19 protein-coding genes are annotated in these 16,330 nt (G+C 55.3%); 12 read left to right on the forward strand and 7 right to left on the reverse strand.

The features are described 5' to 3' along the window. Positions 1–44 precede the first annotated feature (44 nt). The 3 genes from waaA to coaD are packed head-to-tail and all read left to right on the forward strand — an operon-like array spanning position 45 to position 2,572. Positions 45–1,319, forward strand: a complete 1,275-nt coding sequence (waaA, locus tag SK51_RS03440) for a lipid IV(A) 3-deoxy-D-manno-octulosonic acid transferase (RefSeq protein ID WP_048206584.1) — start codon at positions 45–47, stop codon at positions 1,317–1,319. Further along, positions 1,319–2,089 carry a glycosyltransferase family 2 protein gene (locus SK51_RS03445; RefSeq protein ID WP_022646623.1) on the forward strand — a complete coding sequence of 257 codons (771 nt, stop codon included), beginning with the start codon at positions 1,319–1,321 and terminating at the stop codon, positions 2,087–2,089. The genes waaA and SK51_RS03445 overlap by 1 nt, the downstream gene beginning before the upstream one ends. Positions 2,090–2,092: 3 nt before the next feature. Continuing rightward, the gene (gene coaD / locus SK51_RS03450) at positions 2,093–2,572 is read left to right on the forward strand and encodes a pantetheine-phosphate adenylyltransferase (RefSeq protein ID WP_022646622.1); all 480 of its coding nucleotides are present in this window, start codon (positions 2,093–2,095) and stop codon (positions 2,570–2,572) included. Between the two features lie 2 nt (positions 2,573–2,574). On the opposite strand, the gene mutM is transcribed toward coaD, so the two are convergent. The 4 genes from mutM to radC form a co-directional block, all read right to left on the reverse strand. Then, entirely contained in the window at positions 2,575–3,384 is an 810-nt protein-coding gene (gene mutM, locus SK51_RS03455; RefSeq protein ID WP_023305207.1) for a bifunctional DNA-formamidopyrimidine glycosylase/DNA-(apurinic or apyrimidinic site) lyase, read from the reverse strand. Between the two features lie 72 nt (positions 3,385–3,456). Then, positions 3,457–3,624 (reverse strand): 50S ribosomal protein L33, encoded by a 168-nt coding sequence (rpmG, locus tag SK51_RS03460; RefSeq protein ID WP_003024094.1) that lies wholly within the window; start codon positions 3,622–3,624, stop codon positions 3,457–3,459. 22 nt (positions 3,625–3,646) lie between these two features. Beyond that, a complete protein-coding gene (gene rpmB, locus SK51_RS03465) occupies positions 3,647–3,883 on the reverse strand; it encodes a 50S ribosomal protein L28 (RefSeq protein ID WP_002436699.1) in 237 nt (78 codons plus the stop codon). Between the two features lie 217 nt (positions 3,884–4,100). After that, positions 4,101–4,766, reverse strand: a complete 666-nt coding sequence (radC, locus tag SK51_RS03470) for a RadC family protein (RefSeq protein ID WP_022646621.1) — start codon at positions 4,764–4,766, stop codon at positions 4,101–4,103. 173 nt (positions 4,767–4,939) lie between these two features. On the opposite strand from radC, the gene coaBC reads away from it, so the two are divergent. The 3 genes from coaBC (at position 4,940) to slmA (ending at position 7,305) form a co-directional block, all read left to right on the forward strand. Beyond that, positions 4,940–6,151 (forward strand): bifunctional phosphopantothenoylcysteine decarboxylase/phosphopantothenate--cysteine ligase CoaBC, encoded by a 1,212-nt coding sequence (gene coaBC / locus SK51_RS03475; RefSeq protein ID WP_087878399.1) that lies wholly within the window; start codon positions 4,940–4,942, stop codon positions 6,149–6,151. Then, complete coding sequence (gene dut, locus SK51_RS03480) at positions 6,129–6,587, forward strand: dUTP diphosphatase (RefSeq protein ID WP_015570042.1); 459 nt, start codon at positions 6,129–6,131, stop codon at positions 6,585–6,587. Before coaBC ends, dut begins: the two co-directional genes overlap by 23 nt. 121 nt (positions 6,588–6,708) lie before the next feature. Further along, positions 6,709–7,305, forward strand: a complete 597-nt coding sequence (slmA, locus tag SK51_RS03485; RefSeq protein WP_003860901.1) for a nucleoid occlusion factor SlmA — start codon at positions 6,709–6,711, stop codon at positions 7,303–7,305. An 82-nt stretch (positions 7,306–7,387) separates the two neighbouring features. Here the strand turns inward: slmA and pyrE are convergent, their stop codons facing one another. Further along, the gene (gene pyrE / locus SK51_RS03490; RefSeq protein ID WP_023305206.1) at positions 7,388–8,029 is read right to left on the reverse strand and encodes an orotate phosphoribosyltransferase; all 642 of its coding nucleotides are present in this window, start codon (positions 8,027–8,029) and stop codon (positions 7,388–7,390) included. A gap of 66 nt (positions 8,030–8,095) precedes the next feature. Next, on the reverse strand, positions 8,096–8,812 hold the full coding sequence (gene rph / locus SK51_RS03495) for a ribonuclease PH (protein ID WP_023305205.1): 717 nt from the start codon (positions 8,810–8,812) through the stop codon (positions 8,096–8,098). 125 nt (positions 8,813–8,937) lie between these two features. On the opposite strand from rph, the gene SK51_RS03500 reads away from it, so the two are divergent. Together SK51_RS03500 and SK51_RS03505 are read left to right on the forward strand one after the other, a co-directional pair. Continuing rightward, positions 8,938–9,801 carry a YicC/YloC family endoribonuclease gene (locus tag SK51_RS03500; protein WP_003860907.1) on the forward strand — a complete coding sequence of 288 codons (864 nt, stop codon included), beginning with the start codon at positions 8,938–8,940 and terminating at the stop codon, positions 9,799–9,801. Positions 9,802–10,006: 205 nt separating this feature from the next. Then, complete coding sequence (locus SK51_RS03505) at positions 10,007–10,624, forward strand: trimeric intracellular cation channel family protein (RefSeq protein ID WP_023299016.1); 618 nt, start codon at positions 10,007–10,009, stop codon at positions 10,622–10,624. A gap of 2 nt (positions 10,625–10,626) precedes the next feature. Here the strand turns inward: SK51_RS03505 and ligB are convergent, their stop codons facing one another. Then, the gene (gene ligB / locus SK51_RS03510; protein ID WP_023305203.1) at positions 10,627–12,297 is read right to left on the reverse strand and encodes an NAD-dependent DNA ligase LigB; all 1,671 of its coding nucleotides are present in this window, start codon (positions 12,295–12,297) and stop codon (positions 10,627–10,629) included. 251 nt (positions 12,298–12,548) lie between these two features. Here ligB and gmk point away from each other — a divergent pair, with 251 nt between their 5' ends. From gmk to trmH, 4 genes are read left to right on the forward strand one after another with little or no spacing between them, the layout of a single operon-like run. Next, positions 12,549–13,172, forward strand: a complete 624-nt coding sequence (gene gmk / locus SK51_RS03515; protein WP_006177710.1) for a guanylate kinase — start codon at positions 12,549–12,551, stop codon at positions 13,170–13,172. A 54-nt stretch (positions 13,173–13,226) separates the two neighbouring features. Beyond that, on the forward strand, positions 13,227–13,502 hold the full coding sequence (gene rpoZ / locus SK51_RS03520) for a DNA-directed RNA polymerase subunit omega (RefSeq protein WP_000135058.1): 276 nt from the start codon (positions 13,227–13,229) through the stop codon (positions 13,500–13,502). A 19-nt stretch (positions 13,503–13,521) separates the two neighbouring features. After that, positions 13,522–15,636 (forward strand): bifunctional GTP diphosphokinase/guanosine-3',5'-bis pyrophosphate 3'-pyrophosphohydrolase, encoded by a 2,115-nt coding sequence (gene spoT / locus SK51_RS03525; protein WP_022646616.1) that lies wholly within the window; start codon positions 13,522–13,524, stop codon positions 15,634–15,636. Positions 15,637–15,640: 4 nt separating this feature from the next. After that, positions 15,641–16,330, forward strand: coding sequence for a tRNA (guanosine(18)-2'-O)-methyltransferase TrmH (trmH, locus tag SK51_RS03530; RefSeq protein ID WP_048206585.1), 690 nt, complete (start codon positions 15,641–15,643; stop codon positions 16,328–16,330).

Here is a 16,330-nt window from a genome sequence, read left to right on the forward strand (position 1 = left end):
ATGCTTAGAATTTCCCGGCCGAAACTAAAAAAACGGATAATCGCTTGGAATTGTTGTATACCGCCCTGCTCTACATCATTCAGCCACTGGTGTGGCTGCGACTGTTGCTTCGTAGCCGTAAAGCGCCTGCGTACCGTAAACGCTGGGCCGAACGCTATGGCTACTGCCGCAATAAAGTGGCGCCGGACGGTATTCTGCTGCATTCCGTGTCAGTCGGGGAAACGCTGGCCGCCATTCCACTGGTGCGTGCCTTACGCCACCGTTATCCGTCACTGCCCATCACCGTCACCACGATGACGCCAACCGGCTCAGAGCGCGTGATGTCTGCCTTCGGTAAAGACGTGCATCACGTCTACCTGCCGTACGATCTCCCCTGCGCCATGAACCGTTTCCTGAATACCGTTCGCCCTAAACTGATAATCGTCATGGAAACTGAACTGTGGCCGAATATGATTTCCGCCCTGCATGCCCGTAAAATTCCTTTGGTTATCGCCAACGCGCGTCTGTCGGAACGCTCGGCGAAAGGGTACGGCAAGCTGGGTAAATTTATGCGTCGCCTGCTCAGCAAAATTACGCTGATCGCCGCGCAGAACGAAGAAGATGCCGCGCGCTTTATCGCCCTCGGCCTGAAGCGCAACCAGCTTGCGGTCACGGGTAGCCTGAAGTTCGATATTTCCGTCACCCCTGAACTCGCCGCCCGTGCGGTAACGCTGCGTCGTCAGTGGGCGCCGCGTCGCCAGGTCTGGATTGCCACCAGCACCCATGACGGCGAAGAGGCCATTATTCTTCAGGCTCACCGCCAGCTGCTGGAAAAATTCCCTGATTTACTGCTGATTCTGGTTCCTCGCCATCCTGAGCGTTTTAAAGATGCCCGGGAGATGGTGCAAAAAGGCGGTTTCAGCTTCACCCTGCGCAGCAGCGGCGAAATCCCCTCTGGCAGCACGCAGGTGGTGATTGGCGATACGATGGGCGAACTGATGCTGCTGTACGGGATTGCCGATCTTGCATTCGTTGGCGGAAGCCTGGTGGAGCGCGGTGGTCATAACCCGCTGGAGCCGGCAGCCCACGCCATTCCCGTGCTGATGGGTCCACACACGTTTAACTTCAAAGATATCTGCGCGAAATTGCAGCAAGCCGATGGCTTAATCACCGTGACCGATGCGGACTCGGTGGTCAAAGAGGTCTCAACCCTTCTGACTGACGAAGATTACCGCCTGTGGTACGGTCGTCACGCCGTTGAAGTCCTGCATCAGAACCAGGGTGCACTGACCCGTCTGCTGCAACTTTTGCAACCTTACCTGCCGCAGCGGAGCCACTAATGTCAACGCGTCTGTCGGTCGTGATGATCGCCAAAAACGCCGCCGACCTGCTTCCGGATTGCCTGGCCTCTGTTGCCTGGGCTGACGAAATCGTCATTCTCGATTCCGGAAGTACGGACAATACGGCGGACGTTGCCCGTGCAGCCGGGGCAAAAGTCTTTACCGACACCGACTGGCAGGGCTACGGTATTCAGCGTCAGCGTGCGCAGAGTTACGCCACGGGCGATTACGTGTTGATGATCGATACCGATGAGCGCGTCACCCCGGAACTCCGACAGGCCATTCAAACGGTGCTTGCCGCGCCACAGCCCGGCGCGGTCTACAGTATCGCGCGTCGTAACTATTTCCTGGGCCGCTTTATGCGCCACAGCGGCTGGTACCCCGACCGCGTGATGCGCCTCTATGCCCGCGAGCGTTATCAGTACAACGACAACCTGGTCCATGAGTCTCTGGCCTGCGATAACGCTCAGGTCATCCCCCTGACGGGCGATCTGCTTCATCTGACCTGCCGCGATTTCGCCAGCTTCCAGCGGAAACAGCTGAACTATGCCACCGCCTGGGCACAGGAGCGGCATGCGCGCGGCAAGAAGGCCACGCTGACCGGCATCTTCACCCACACGCTGGGCGCGTTTCTGAAAACGCTGCTGCTACGTGGTGGCGTGCTGGACGGCAAACAGGGCTGGTTACTGGCGGTAGTGAATGCCCAGTATACTTTCAATAAATACACCGAGCTGTGGGCGCTGAACCGCGGCTACTCAGAGAAAACGTGAGCCATGAGCACAAAAGCGATTTATCCGGGTACCTTCGATCCGATCACTAACGGTCATCTTGATATCATCACCCGTGCGGCGTGTATGTTCGACAAGGTGATTCTGGCCATTGCCGCCAGCCCGAGCAAAAAGCCGATGTTCGACCTGAACGAACGCGTGCAGCTTGCCACCGATGCGATTTCGCATTTGTCGAATGTTGAGGTCGTCGGATTCAGCGATTTGATGGCAAACTTTGCCCGTGCTCAGCAGGCCAATATCCTGATCCGCGGTCTTCGCGCGGTAGCAGACTTCGAATATGAGATGCAGCTGGCGCACATGAACCGCCATCTGATGCCGGAGCTGGAGAGCGTATTCCTGATGCCCTCCAAAGAGTGGTCCTTCATCTCTTCTTCGCTGGTAAAAGAGGTGGCGCGCCATCGCGGGGACGTTACCCACTTTCTGCCGGTTAACGTCCACCAGGCGTTGATGGAAAAGTTAAAGTAACCCTACTTCTGGCACTGACGACAGTAAAACGTGGCGCGCTGAGCGTGCTTCGTGGCAATAATCGGCGTCCCGCATGCTCTGCACGGTTCCCCCTTACGACCATAAACCTGCAACTCCTGCGCAAAATAGCCCGGCTTCCCGTCGCTTTGCAGAAAATCCTTCAGCGTCGTCCCGCCCTGCTCAATTGAGCGCAGCAGTACCGCTTTAATCACTCTGACCAGCAGCTCGCACTCCTGCGCAGACAGCGAAGAGGCCAGCCGATCGGGATGGATCCCGGCGGCAAACAACGATTCGCTGGCATAGATATTCCCCACGCCCACGACCAGCTTGTTATCCATCAGCCAGGGTTTGATCGGGGTTTTCTTTCTCGCGCACTTCTCTTTGAGATAATCCGCGTTAAACGCCTCTGAGAGCGGCTCAGGTCCAAGATGCGCCAGCACGTTGTGCCCTTCCAGCTCTTTGGTCCACAGCCATGCACCAAAGCGACGCGGGTCGGTGTAACGCAGCACCTTGCCGTTACTCATCACCAGATCAACGTGGTCGTGCTTTTCCGCAGGCAACTCTTCGGTGAGGATGCGCAGGCTTCCCGACATGCCCAGATGGATAATGATCCAGCCGTCAGGCAGCTCCAGCAGCAGGTATTTCGCGCGGCGCTGTACGCTCAGGACGGGTTTATCGCTTAACGCGTGGATCTCATCGGACACCGGCCAGCGCAGACGCCCGTTGCGAACGACAGCATGAAGAATAGTCGCGCCAACCAGATGGGGCTCAATGCCGCGGCGGCTGGTCTCTACCTCAGGTAATTCAGGCATGGTTCCTCCGTTGAGATGCAGAATGCAAAAAACCCCGCAGATGCGGGGTTTTTCAATACAAGGAGACTAAAATTATTTGATTTTAGCTTCTTTGTACAGTACGTGCTGGCGTACAACTGGATCGAATTTTTTCAGTTCCAGTTTTTCCGGCTTAGTACGTTTGTTCTTCGTGGTGGTGTAGAAGTGACCTGTACCAGCAGAAGAAACCAGCTTGATTTTCTCGCGAATACCTTTAGCCATGATTTATTTCCTCTTTAAGTACTTAGTACTTTTCGCCACGGGCACGCAGTTCGGACAGAACTGTATCGATGCCTTTCTTATCGATTACACGCATACCTTTAGCAGATACGCGCAGGGTGACAAAACGCTTCTCGCTCTCAACCCAGAAACGGTGAGAGTGCAGGTTCGGCAGGAAACGGCGTTTAGTCGCGTTCAGTGCGTGGGAACGGTTGTTACCGGTCACCGGACGCTTGCCAGTAACTTGGCAGACTCGGGACATGTCTATTCTCCAAAAATCAAATTAGCTCGAGCTTCGTATGGGGTATCGGCGCCTCGTCAGGCTTTACAGCCCGGTCATCGCATAGTTCTATTGAACTCTCGATTGCCAGGCCCAAATGCCAAACCCGAGATTCTCAAAGGTGGCGTAGTATACGCTGACTCGGCGGTGTGCTCAAGTCCCGAACAGACAAAGATCCCGATGGATCGCGAGAAAAGGCCTAAATCCAGCCACGTTCGGCAAAAGAAATGTACTCTCCGCGGCCAATTATCAGATGGTCCAGCACACGAATGTCCATGAATTGACAGCATTTGATAATACGTTCGGTAATTGCTTTGTCAGCTCTGCTTGGTTCTGCACAGCCAGAGGGGTGATTATGCGCGAGGATCACGCCGGCTGCATTCACTTTTATCGCTTCCCGCACAATTTCTCGCGGATGCACCTCAACGTGGCTCAATGTTCCCGAAAAAAGGCGGGTATGTTTCAGTACCCGGTTTTTGTTGTCGAGAAAGATCACCATAAAGATCTCCCGCTCCAGATCGGAAAGCTGGCTTTGCAGAAATTCGCGGGTCATATCGGGGGTGAGGATCGGGTCTTCTTCCTCCATACGCACGTTGTAAAATCTCCGGGCCAGCTCGGCAATGCCCCGTAACTGGGCATATTTCGCCACGCCAATACCCTCAACGTGCGTAAACGCCTCCAGCTCGGCGGTCAACAATCCATACAGTGAGCCGAAATGCTCTATCAGCTCTTTCGCCAGCGTAAATACCGTTTTCCCCGGCGTGCCTGTGCGTAAAAAGAGCGCCAGCAGCTCGTCGTCCTTTAACAACGTGACGCCATGGCGCAGCATTTTTTCACGCGGTAGCAGCAGTTCAGTCTCTTCCATGCCCGGCCTCCTTCTGTTTGCCATTATGCTGCCACAGGCAAATTCGGGGCTCGACGCTGGCGTTTCGTTCTTGCGTAGCGCCTCGCAAAGTGAATTAAGGACATCATCACCCCGTTTTAGGGATTGTGATAAAATGCCCGCTCTCTGGTGAAACCCAACAGGAAAGAATCATGATGAGCCTGGCCGGTAAAAAAATCGTTCTTGGCGTCAGCGGCGGTATTGCTGCCTATAAAACGCCAGACCTGGTGCGCCGTTTGCGCGAGCGCGGGGCCGACGTACGGGTCGCGATCACCGAAGGCGGCAAAGCCTTTATCACCCCGCTGAGCCTGCAAGCCGTCTCGGGATACCCGGTATCCGACAGCCTTCTCGACCCGGCAGCCGAAGCCGCAATGGGCCATATTGAGCTGGGGAAATGGGCCGATCTGGTTATCCTTGCCCCCGCCACGGCAGATGTAATTGCCCGCGTGGCGGCCGGGATGGCGAACGATCTGGTAACGACCATTTGCCTCGCCACGCCTGCGCCCGTCGCGGTTGTACCCGCAATGAACCAGCAGATGTATCGCAACGCCGCTACCCAGCATAATCTGGATACGCTGGCCTCGCGCGGCCTGCTAATTTGGGGACCGGAGAGCGGCAGCCAGGCCTGTGGCGACGTGGGGCCAGGGCGTATGCTCGACCCATTGACGATTGTTGATATGGCCGCCGCCCATTTCTCGCCTGTCAACGATCTGCAACATCTCAACATCATGATTACCGCGGGCCCCACGCGCGAGCCGCTGGATCCGGTGCGATACATCACCAACCACAGCTCCGGCAAAATGGGCTTTGCAATTGCTGCCGCGGCAGCCAAACGCGGCGCGAACGTGACGCTGGTGAGCGGCCCGGTGTCGCTTACCACCCCTGCGTTTGTGCGGCGTATTGATGTAACTACCGCGCTGGAAATGGAAGCCGCCGTACAGGCGCATGCTCAACAGCAGCATATTTTTATCGGCTGTGCGGCCGTCGCTGATTACCGCGCCGAAACCATTGCCGACGCCAAAATTAAAAAGCAAGGTGATGAATTAACAATAAAAATGGTGAAGAACCCGGATATCGTTGCCGGTGTCGCCGCATTGAAAACTCATCGTCCTTACGTTGTTGGGTTTGCCGCAGAAACGAATAATGTGGAAGAATATGCCCGGCAAAAACGTACCCGCAAAAACCTCGATTTGATTTGCGCGAACGACGTATCGCTGTCCACGCAAGGATTTAACAGCGACAGCAACGCATTGCACCTTTTCTGGCAGGATGGAGATAAAGTCTTACCGCTTGAGCGCAAAGAACTCCTGGGCCAACAATTACTGGACGAGATCGTTACCCGTTATGATGAAAAAAATCGACGTTAAGATTCTGGACCCGCGCGTTGGCGAGCAATTTCCGCTGCCAACGTATGCCACCTCCGGCTCTGCCGGTCTTGACCTGCGCGCCTGTCTCGATGACGCCGTAGAACTGGCGCCGGGTGCAACGACCCTGATCCCGACCGGGCTGGCGATTCACATTGCTGACCCGTCACTGGCAGCGGTGATCCTGCCGCGCTCTGGCCTGGGCCATAAGCATGGCGTCGTGCTGGGTAACCTGGTCGGCCTGATCGACTCTGACTATCAGGGTCAGCTGATGGTATCCGTCTGGAACCGTGGCCAGGACAGCTTCACCATTGAACCGGGCGAGCGTATTGCGCAGATGGTGTTTGTACCGGTGGTGCAGGCAGAATTTAACCTGGTGGCAGACTTCGACGCTACCGACCGTGGCGAAGGCGGCTTCGGCCATTCCGGGCGCAAATAACCGCCCGACAAACACGCATCTCACAGCGCCATAATGCAATAACAAACCGCAAACGTCAGTTTGCGGGTCGCTGTGTGGTTGCCAGCCTGACAAGTGCTTATTTTCAGGGGTATTTTGTAACATGGCAGAAAAACAAACCGCGAAAAGGAATCGTCGCGAAGAAATACTTCAATCTCTGGCTCTGATGCTTGAATCCAGCGACGGCAGTCAACGCATCACCACCGCCAAGCTGGCGGCCTCTGTGGGCGTGTCAGAGGCGGCGCTGTATCGTCATTTCCCGAGCAAAACCCGGATGTTCGACAGCCTGATCGAGTTTATCGAAGATAGCCTGATCACGCGCATCAACCTGATTCTGAAGGATGAAAAAGACACCAGCACGCGTCTGCGTCTGATTGTGCTGCTGATTCTGGGCTTTGGTGAACGTAACCCGGGTCTGACCCGTATTCTGACTGGCCACGCGCTGATGTTTGAACAGGATCGTCTGCAAGGCCGTATAAACCAGCTTTTTGAACGTATCGAAGCCCAGCTTCGTCAGGTTCTGCGCGAGAAGAAAATGCGGGAAGGCGAGGGATATAATACGGATGAGACGCTGCTGGCAAGCCAGATCCTTGCATTTTGCGAAGGGATGCTCTCCCGGTTTGTGCGCAGCGAGTTTAAATATCGACCAACGGACGATTTTGACGCCCGCTGGCCGTTAGTGGCAGCACAATTACAGTAACGCCATCGCCGGATGGCGGCTTCGCCTTATCCGGCCTACGAACAGGTAGGCCCGGTAAGCGTAGCGCCACCGGGCAACGCAATTAAACCCCGAACTCTTCGCGATACGCTTTTACCGCCGCCAGGTGATCCGCCATCTCAGGCTTCTCTTCCAGATATGCAATCAGGTCTGTCAGCGTGATGATAGAGATCACTTTGCAGCCATAATCGCGTTCCACTTCCTGAATAGCAGAGATGTCGCCACGCCCGCGTTCCTGACGATCGAGCGAAATCAGCACACCCGCAAGCGTTGCACCGTTAGCCTGGATAATTTCCATCGATTCACGGATCGCGGTGCCTGCGGTGATCACGTCATCCACCAGCATCACGCGGCCCTGCAACGCACTGCCTACCAGATTGCCGCCTTCACCGTGGGTTTTGGCCTCTTTACGGTTAAAGCAGTACGGTACGTCGCGGTCATGGTGCTCCGCCAGCGCCACCGCCGTGGTGGTTGCAATTGGAATGCCTTTGTACGCGGGGCCAAACAGCAGATCGAAATCAATCCCGGAATCTACCAGCGCTTCGGCATAGAAGCGGCCTAACAGTGCCAAATCGCGCCCGGTATTAAACAGCCCGGCGTTGAAGAAATACGGGCTTTTACGACCGGATTTCAGCGTGAACTCGCCAAACTTAAGTACCTGCTTGTTAAGCGCAAACTCAATAAACTGGCGCTGATACGATTTCATGGATTTGCTCCTTTGTCTTTTCAGTCTTACAGGCAAAAAAAAGGCGACTCATTGGTCGCCTTAAAATCAATTTTCTAACGCCGCTTTCTGCGTCGCTACAATAGATTCAATACCCCCTCGGGCCAACGCCAGCAAGGTGAGCAGTTCTTCGTGAGTGAATGGCTCGCCTTCTGCCGTGCCCTGCACTTCAATGATGCGACCATCTTCGGTCATCACCACGTTCATGTCGGTTTCTGCGGCAGAATCTTCAACGTATTCCAGATCGCAAAGCGCTTCGCCGTTAACAATACCAACGGAGACAGCAGCAACCATCCCTTTCATTGGGTTGGTTTTCAGCTTACCGGCGGCAACCAGCTTGTTCAGCGCATCTGCCAGCGCCACACAGGCACCGGTAATGGAGGCCGTACGCGTGCCGCCATCGGCCTGGATCACGTCGCAGTCCAGCGTGATGGTGAACTCACCCAGCGTTTTTAAGTCAACCGCGGCGCGGAGCGCACGTGCGATCAGGCGCTGGATCTCCATAGTACGGCCGCCCTGCTTACCTTTTGCCGCTTCACGGGCATTACGGGTATGGGTTGCGCGCGGCAACATACCGTATTCGGCGGTGATCCACCCCTGCCCCTGACCTTTCAGGAAGCGAGGCACGCCCTCTTCGATGGACGCGGTGCAAAGCACTTTGGTGTCACCAAACTCAACCAGCACGGAGCCTTCAGCGTGTTTTGTATAGTTACGGGTCAGGGTGACGGGACGCACCTGGTTGGTGCTACGACCTGCTGGACGCATGATGGATTCTCCGGCTTGAAACGAATGTGGCTGCGCATTATACGGATAAAGGACGCTTATTCCTATCCTGAGAAGCCCCTGAAAGCTATAATCCCCCCATCTCTCCTTTAAAAACGGGAATGTCTATGATCCGCAGTATGACCGCCTACGCCCGGCGTGAAATCAAGGGTAGCTGGGGTAGCGCTACCTGGGAAATGCGCTCGGTAAACCAGCGCTATCTGGAAACATATTTCCGTATGCCGGAACAGTTCCGCAGCCTGGAGCCTGTGGTGCGTGAGCGTATCCGTACGCGTCTGACCCGCGGGAAAGTGGAATGTAACCTGCGTTTTGAGCCCGATGCCAGTGCACAGGGCGAACTGATCCTGAACGAAAAGCTGGCAAAACAGCTGGTTAATGCGGCGAACTGGGTCAAAATGCAAAGCGATGAAGGCGAGATCAACCCGGTTGATATTCTGCGCTGGCCTGGCGTGATGGCCGCCGGAGAGCAGGATCTGGACGCGATTACCGCTGAAATCCTGGCTGCACTCGACGGCACGCTGGATGACTTTATCGTTGCCCGCGAAACCGAAGGCCAGGCGCTGAAAGCGATGATTGAGCAACGCCTTGAAGGCGTGAGCGCCGAAGTGGCTAAAGTGCGCGCTCATATGCCAGAAGTGCTGCAATGGCAGCGTGAGCGTCTTGTCGCCAAACTGGAAGAGGCGGAAGTCCAGCTGGAAAACAACCGTCTGGAACAAGAGCTGGTGCTGATGGCGCAGCGTGTAGACGTGGCTGAAGAGCTGGATCGTCTGGAAGCGCACGTTAAAGAGACCTACAACATCCTGAAGAAGAAAGAAGCGGTAGGCCGCCGTCTCGACTTTATGATGCAGGAGTTCAACCGCGAGTCGAACACGCTGGCGTCTAAGTCTATCAATGCAGAGGTGACCAATTCAGCAATTGAACTGAAGGTCCTGATTGAGCAGATGCGCGAGCAGATCCAGAATATCGAGTAATACCTTTCAGGGTGGTGTCTGGCACATCACCCATTACTTTTTCTAATCCATATTTATCCTTACTTTCTTTGTCTCCCGCCTTATCACAAGCCCGTCTGCCATGCGTTGATAAATTTGTGTAGGGCAAATCCCCTCGCCTTAGAAAATCTCAATCGTGATCTTGCGCACAAATCGCTAACCTCCTCCACTTCATTCCGGAGGGTTTATGCTGCTTCACATTCTCTATCTTATTGGCATTACCGCTGAAGCCATGACCGGCGCGCTTGCCGCCGGACGTCGCCGAATGGACACCTTCGGCGTGATCATTATTGCCACGGCCACTGCGCTCGGCGGCGGGTCCGTGCGCGATATCCTGCTTGGCCATTATCCGCTCGGCTGGGTTAAAAACCCTGAGTACGTCATTATCGTGGCAACGGCAGCCGTGTTAACCACGATTGTAGCCCCGGTGATGCCTCATCTGCGCCGCTTGTTCCTGGTGCTGGATGCGCTTGGGCTGATTGTTTTTTCCATCATTGGCGCACAAATTGCTCTCGATATGGGTGAAGGCCCGGTTATCGCCACCATTGCGGCGGTGATCACGGGCGTGTTTGGCGGGGTGCTGCGCGATATGTTCTGCAAACGTATCCCGCTGGTTTTCCAGAAGGAACTGTATGCCGGCATCTCCTTTGCCGCGGCAGTGCTTTATGTCGCCTTGCAGCACTATGTCACAAACCACGATGTGGTCGTTATCTCCACGCTGCTGTTTGGTTTCACGGCGCGTATGCTGGCATTGCGCCTGAAGCTGGGCCTGCCGGTTTTTCATTACAAGCACAACGCGCATTAAGGTCAGAACCCGTTAATGTGCTGCTCAGCCAGCCACCTTGCCAGCCTATCAACGGGAGGCGCATGCAGCCAGTTAACGACCTGCTGCGCCTTCTCTTCACCTGTTCCCGGCAAAGCCTGCCAGTCAGCAGCGCTCCGCTGATTCAGCGCCTGCCACGACGCCGCCCCAACCGCATTCAGCGTGGCTTTTGTCAGCGGGATCCCCATCGCTGTGACCCAGCGAATAAAAGGTTGTTTGCGCACAATATTAAAACGATGCCAGAGCGATAACCCGCGCCCGGCGGAAAAGCCAGGCGTGGACTGTAGCTGCGCCTGCGTCAGTGTTAACCACGAAAAAATATGCTCGAAACGATGCGTCTGATGAAGCGTTCGCCAGCCCGCCTCGCCTAACCCCTCGATCCCTAGCCCTTGTTTTGAGCTAAGCCACGTCAACCGGGCAAAGAACTGTTCCATACACGCTGGTGAGGCATAAAAACAGGTCAGCGAGTGGTACTGCAGGGCCGGAGGTTCTGGTTTTTTCCTGTTCGCTCCCCGCCAGACAACTCGATCGAATCGGGGGATTCCCTGCCCGGCGAGGCTTATCAGAACCTGATCGCCGGGAACAATATCCAGCCGCTGCCAGCGTGTGACCGACCCCAGGCTCACCCGCCGCACCTGTTTATCATCAAGCTTTACTGGATCCAGTTCGGCTACAACGGACACCTTGCCCGTTCGCCCGACGCCAAACTGTATCCCTCGCACTTCAGCAACCTGAGCGACAGGCGTATATTTCCATGCGACAACCCAACGCCCTTCACCGGGTAACCAACCGTCGCCCGCGGGTTCATCCGCTGAACGCACCACAATGCCGTCCGTGGCAAAGGGCAATGCTGTTGTATGCCACGCTGAACGCTGCGCTTCGACCGCATTCACAGACGCGGCGGGCAGCGTATAACGCGCCGTCAGGGTGAACCCGGCTTTTGACAACGCATCCAGAGATACCTGCATCTCTTTAGGTCCATCCGGCCAGGCCCAGATAAACACGCCGAGCTGCCTGAGAAGTGCGCTATCGTTATGACGCATCATGGCGCCCACCACTTTTGCCCGCATGTTCATCCCCCCCATCTGACGCTGGATGTGGTTTTCATGAATCCAGAACAGTTCACCCTGTAAGACGCTATTTGCCAGGGGGCCGGACAGGTTTTGCGGAACAGAGGGGATTGATCGAACCTGCGCCGTCCAGTCTTCACCTTTCACACCGTTGCCACGGCTAATGGCCCGGACAAGCTTCCCGCCCTGGTACACCAGCGTCACAGCCACGCCATCCACTTTGGGCTGCATCCAGAGATGTTGCCGGGCTCGCATCCACTGGCTGAGCTCAGCTTTACTGGCAACCTTATGCACGCCCGTATGCGCAACCGGGTGTGTCACACTACCTGTCAGAGGTGGCGGTCTCTCTTCGGAAGAGACATGACCAAAGCAGCGCTGCCACTGGTTCAACCGCGCGTTAAGCTGATCGTACACCCCGTCATCAACGTCACTGACTCCCTGCTTCCAGTAAGCATCGTCCCAGCGTTTGATCTGCGCGCTCAGCGCTACAATTTCCTTTTCTGCTTTTGCCTGCGACCATACCGGGCATACCGCTAACCCGGTGCTACACCACAACAGCGCAAACCCGCTTATCCATCGCCACATTATTACCCCTCCTTTGCGTTGGAGGAGGTATAACCCGGTATTGAAAACGACGCGAATGGCAACGTTACGCTTTACGAGGCGTTATCCAGCGTTTCTTTTTGTTGCTGCAAACCGCAGACAAAACCTGAAAACGGCACGCAAAATTTAATCATCCACGGGAAAAAGTGTGACAAAGGCTACGTCACACAGCGGCGACGTGTATAATAAGCCCGTATGTAGGACTTCTTCGTTAACACATACAAAAGACTCTCATGGCTCAAGGCACGCTTTATATTGTTTCTGCCCCTAGTGGCGCGGGTAAATCCAGCCTTATTCAGGCACTGTTAAAAACCCAACCGTTGTACGATACGCAGGTTTCTGTTTCTCACACCACGCGAGCACCGCGTCCGGGTGAGGTGCACGGTGAACACTATTTCTTTGTGAATCACGACGAATTCAGAGCGATGATTGGCAGAGACGCGTTTCTTGAACACGCAGAAGTATTCGGTAACTACTACGGTACTTCGCGTGAAACCATTGAGCAGGTTCTGGCGACCGGCGTGAACGTGTTCCTGGATATCGACTGGCAGGGCGCGCAGCAAATTCGTAAGAAAATGCCTGATTCGCGCAGTATTTTTATTCTACCGCCATCGAAAGATGAACTGGATCGTCGCCTGCGTGGTCGCGGCCAGGATAGCGAAGAAGTTATCGCGAAGCGTATGGCACAGGCTGTTGCAGAAATGAGCCATTACGCGGAATATGATTACCTTATTGTGAATGATGATTTTGATGCCGCGCTGAGCGATCTCAAAACTATCCTTCGCGCAGAACGTCTGCGTATGAGCCGCCAGAAGCAGCGACATGACGCATTAATTACCAAACTGTTGGCAGACTGAACCCACTTTCAGTATCATGCCCAGTCATTTCTTCACCTGTGGAGCATTTTAAGTATGGCACGCGTAACTGTTCAGGACGCTGTAGAGAAAATTGGTAACCGTTTTGACCTGGTACTGGTCGCCGCGCGTCGCGCTCGTCAGATGCAGGTAGGCGGTAAAGATCCGCTGGTACCGGAAGAAAACGATAAAACCACCGTTATTGCACTTCGCGAAATCGAAGAAGGTCTGATCAACAACCAGATCCTCGACGTGCGTGAGCGCCAGGAGCAGCAAGAGCAGGAAGCCGCAGAACTGCAGGCCGTAACCGCCATTGCTGAAGGTCGTCGTTAATTAAACCTGCGGGTCGCCCTTGTATCTGTTTGAAAGCCTGAATCAACTGATTCAAACCTACCTGCCTGAAGACCAGATTAAGCGTCTTCAGCAGGCGTATCTCGTTGCACGTGACGCTCACGAGGGCCAGACACGTTCAAGCGGTGAACCCTATATCACGCACCCGGTAGCGGTGGCCTGTATTCTGGCCGAGATGAAACTCGACTACGAAACGCTCATGGCCGCCCTGCTGCATGACGTGATTGAAGATACCCCTGCCACCTACCAGGACATGGAACAGCTGTTTGGCAAAAGCGTTGCCGAGCTGGTGGAAGGGGTCTCTAAGCTTGATAAGCTGAAATTCCGCGATAAGAAAGAGGCGCAGGCCGAAAACTTTCGCAAGATGATCATGGCGATGGTGCAGGATATCCGCGTCATTCTCATCAAACTTGCTGACCGCACCCACAATATGCGCACGCTGGGCTCACTTCGCCCGGATAAACGTCGCCGCATCGCCCGTGAAACCCTCGAAATCTACAGTCCGCTGGCGCACCGTTTAGGTATTCATCACATTAAAACCGAGCTGGAAGAGCTGGGTTTTGAAGCGTTATACCCAAACCGCTATCGCGTGATTAAAGAGGTGGTGAAAGCCGCACGAGGCAACCGTAAAGAGATGATTCAAAAGATCCTCTCTGAAATCGAAGGGCGCTTGCAGGAAGCCGGTATTCCATGCCGCGTCAGCGGTCGCGAAAAGCATTTGTACTCTATTTACTGCAAAATGGTGCTCAAAGAGCAGCGTTTTCACTCGATCATGGATATCTACGCGTTCCGCGTCATCGTCCACGACTCGGACACCTGCTACCGCGTGCTGGGGCAGATGCATAGCCTGTACAAGCCACGTCCGGGGCGCGTCAAAGATTACATCGCCATTCCAAAAGCGAACGGATACCAGTCTTTGCACACCTCGATGATTGGCCCGCACGGCGTTCCGGTTGAGGTGCAAATTCGTACCGAAGACATGGATCAGATGGCGGAAATGGGTGTCGCGGCGCACTGGGCTTATAAAGAGCACGGCGGCGAAAGCAGCACCACCGCGCAAATCCGCGCCCAGCGCTGGATGCAGAGCCTGCTGGAGCTGCAACAGAGTGCAGGTAGCTCGTTTGAATTTATCGAGAGCGTTAAATCCGATCTCTTCCCGGATGAGATTTACGTTTTCACGCCGGAAGGGCGCATTGTCGAACTGCCTGCGGGCGCGACACCGGTCGACTTCGCTTACGCCGTGCATACCGATATCGGCCATGCCTGCGTGGGTGCCCGCGTCGACAGGCAGCCTTATCCGCTGTCGCAGCCGCTCTTCAGCGGGCAGACTGTCGAAATTATTACCGCGCCGGGCGCACGTCCTAACGCCGCCTGGCTGAACTTTGTCGTGAGCTCAAAAGCGCGCGCAAAAATCCGCCAGCTGCTGAAAAATCTCAAGCGCGACGACTCCGTTAGCCTGGGGCGTCGTCTGCTCAATCACGCGCTGGGTGGCAGCCGCAAACTGGCAGAGATCCCACCAGAAAACATTCAGCATGAGCTGGAGCGTATGAAGCTCGCCTCGCTGGATGACCTGCTGGCAGAGATTGGCCTCGGAAACGCCATGAGCGTGGTCGTGGCGAAGAACCTGCAACAGGGCGAAACGACAGCCGTTCCTGCTAACGCGCAAAATCATGGTCACCTGCCAATCAAAGGCGCTGACGGGGTGCTCATCACCTTCGCCAAATGCTGCCGCCCTATCCCGGGCGACCCGATTATTGCGCACGTCAGCCCGGGTAAAGGGCTGGTGATCCACCACGAATCCTGCCGTAACATCCGTGGCTATCAGAAAGAGCCTGAGAAGTTCATGGCGGTCGAATGGGATAAAGAGACAGCGCAGGAATTTATCACTGAAATCAAGGTGGATATGTTTAACCACCAGGGTGCACTGGCGAACCTGACGGCAGCGATCAACACGGCCTCGTCAAACATTCAGAGCCTGAATACTGAAGAAAAAGATGGCCGCGTTTACAGCGCCTTTATTCGCCTGACCGCCCGTGACCGCGTACATCTGGCCAATATTATGCGCAAGATCCGCGTGATGCCGGATGTCATTAAAGTCACCCGTAACCGAAACTAGCATTATGAATTCAACACGTTACGAGCGAATCTGCGAAATGCTCGCCAGGCGTCAGCCTGATCTGACGGTCTGCATGGAGCAGGTCCATAAACCTCATAACGTCTCTGCTATCGTTCGCACCGCAGATGCCGTCGGCGTGCATGAAGTCCACGCCGTCTGGCCAGGCGCACGTATGCGTACCATGGCCTCCACCGCCGCAGGCAGCAACAGCTGGGTATCCGTGAAAACTCACCAGACTATTGGTGAAGCGGTCTCGCACCTGAAAGGGCGTGGCATGCAGGTTCTGGCAACCAACTTCTCTGCTAAAGCCGTGGATTTCCGTGAGATCGATTACACCCGTCCGACCTGCATTTTAATGGGCCAGGAGAAAACGGGGATCACGCAGGAAGCACTGGATTTGGCTGACCGGGACATCATCATTCCGATGATCGGCATGGTCCAGTCACTCAACGTGTCGGTCGCCTCAGCGCTGATCCTGTATGAAGCGCAGCGCCAGCGTCAGAATGCCGGAATGTACGAGCGCAGCAACAGCATGCTGCCGGAAGAGGAGCAGCAGCGCCTGCTGTTTGAAGGTGGCTATCCGGTGCTGGCTCGCGTTGCGAAGCAGAAGAAATTGCCTTACCCCCACGTCAACGCGCAGGGCGAAATTGAAGCCGATGCCGAGTGGTGGTCCACCATGCAGTACGCAGGGTAA

The sequence above is a fragment of the Enterobacter sp. MGH85 genome, assembly GCF_001037655.1.
Lineage (GTDB): Bacteria > Pseudomonadota > Gammaproteobacteria > Enterobacterales > Enterobacteriaceae > Enterobacter > Enterobacter intestinihominis.

Bases quoted from the DNA above. Each gene is read 5' to 3' on its own strand.
- SK51_RS03500 (WP_003860907.1), top strand. From the start codon at position 8,938: ATGATCCGCAGTATGACCGCCTACGCCCGGCGTGAAATCAAGGGTAGC.
- rpmG (WP_003024094.1), bottom strand. From the start codon at position 3,624: ATGGCTAAAGGTATTCGCGAGAAAATCAAGCTGGTTTCTTCTGCTGGT.
- trmH (WP_048206585.1), top strand. From the start codon at position 15,641: ATGAATTCAACACGTTACGAGCGAATCTGCGAAATGCTCGCCAGGCGT.
- rph (WP_023305205.1), bottom strand. From the start codon at position 8,812: ATGCGTCCAGCAGGTCGTAGCACCAACCAGGTGCGTCCCGTCACCCTG.
- rpoZ (WP_000135058.1), top strand. From the start codon at position 13,227: ATGGCACGCGTAACTGTTCAGGACGCTGTAGAGAAAATTGGTAACCGT.
- coaD (WP_022646622.1), top strand. From the start codon at position 2,093: ATGAGCACAAAAGCGATTTATCCGGGTACCTTCGATCCGATCACTAAC.
- SK51_RS03505 (WP_023299016.1), top strand. From the start codon at position 10,007: ATGCTGCTTCACATTCTCTATCTTATTGGCATTACCGCTGAAGCCATG.
- rpmB (WP_002436699.1), bottom strand. From the start codon at position 3,883: ATGTCCCGAGTCTGCCAAGTTACTGGCAAGCGTCCGGTGACCGGTAAC.
- ligB (WP_023305203.1), bottom strand. From the start codon at position 12,297: ATGTGGCGATGGATAAGCGGGTTTGCGCTGTTGTGGTGTAGCACCGGG.
- mutM (WP_023305207.1), bottom strand. From the start codon at position 3,384: ATGCCTGAATTACCTGAGGTAGAGACCAGCCGCCGCGGCATTGAGCCC.
- dut (WP_015570042.1), top strand. From the start codon at position 6,129: ATGATGAAAAAAATCGACGTTAAGATTCTGGACCCGCGCGTTGGCGAG.
- SK51_RS03445 (WP_022646623.1), top strand. From the start codon at position 1,319: ATGTCAACGCGTCTGTCGGTCGTGATGATCGCCAAAAACGCCGCCGAC.
- coaBC (WP_087878399.1), top strand. From the start codon at position 4,940: ATGAGCCTGGCCGGTAAAAAAATCGTTCTTGGCGTCAGCGGCGGTATT.
- slmA (WP_003860901.1), top strand. From the start codon at position 6,709: ATGGCAGAAAAACAAACCGCGAAAAGGAATCGTCGCGAAGAAATACTT.
- radC (WP_022646621.1), bottom strand. From the start codon at position 4,766: ATGGAAGAGACTGAACTGCTGCTACCGCGTGAAAAAATGCTGCGCCAT.
- gmk (WP_006177710.1), top strand. From the start codon at position 12,549: ATGGCTCAAGGCACGCTTTATATTGTTTCTGCCCCTAGTGGCGCGGGT.
- pyrE (WP_023305206.1), bottom strand. From the start codon at position 8,029: ATGAAATCGTATCAGCGCCAGTTTATTGAGTTTGCGCTTAACAAGCAG.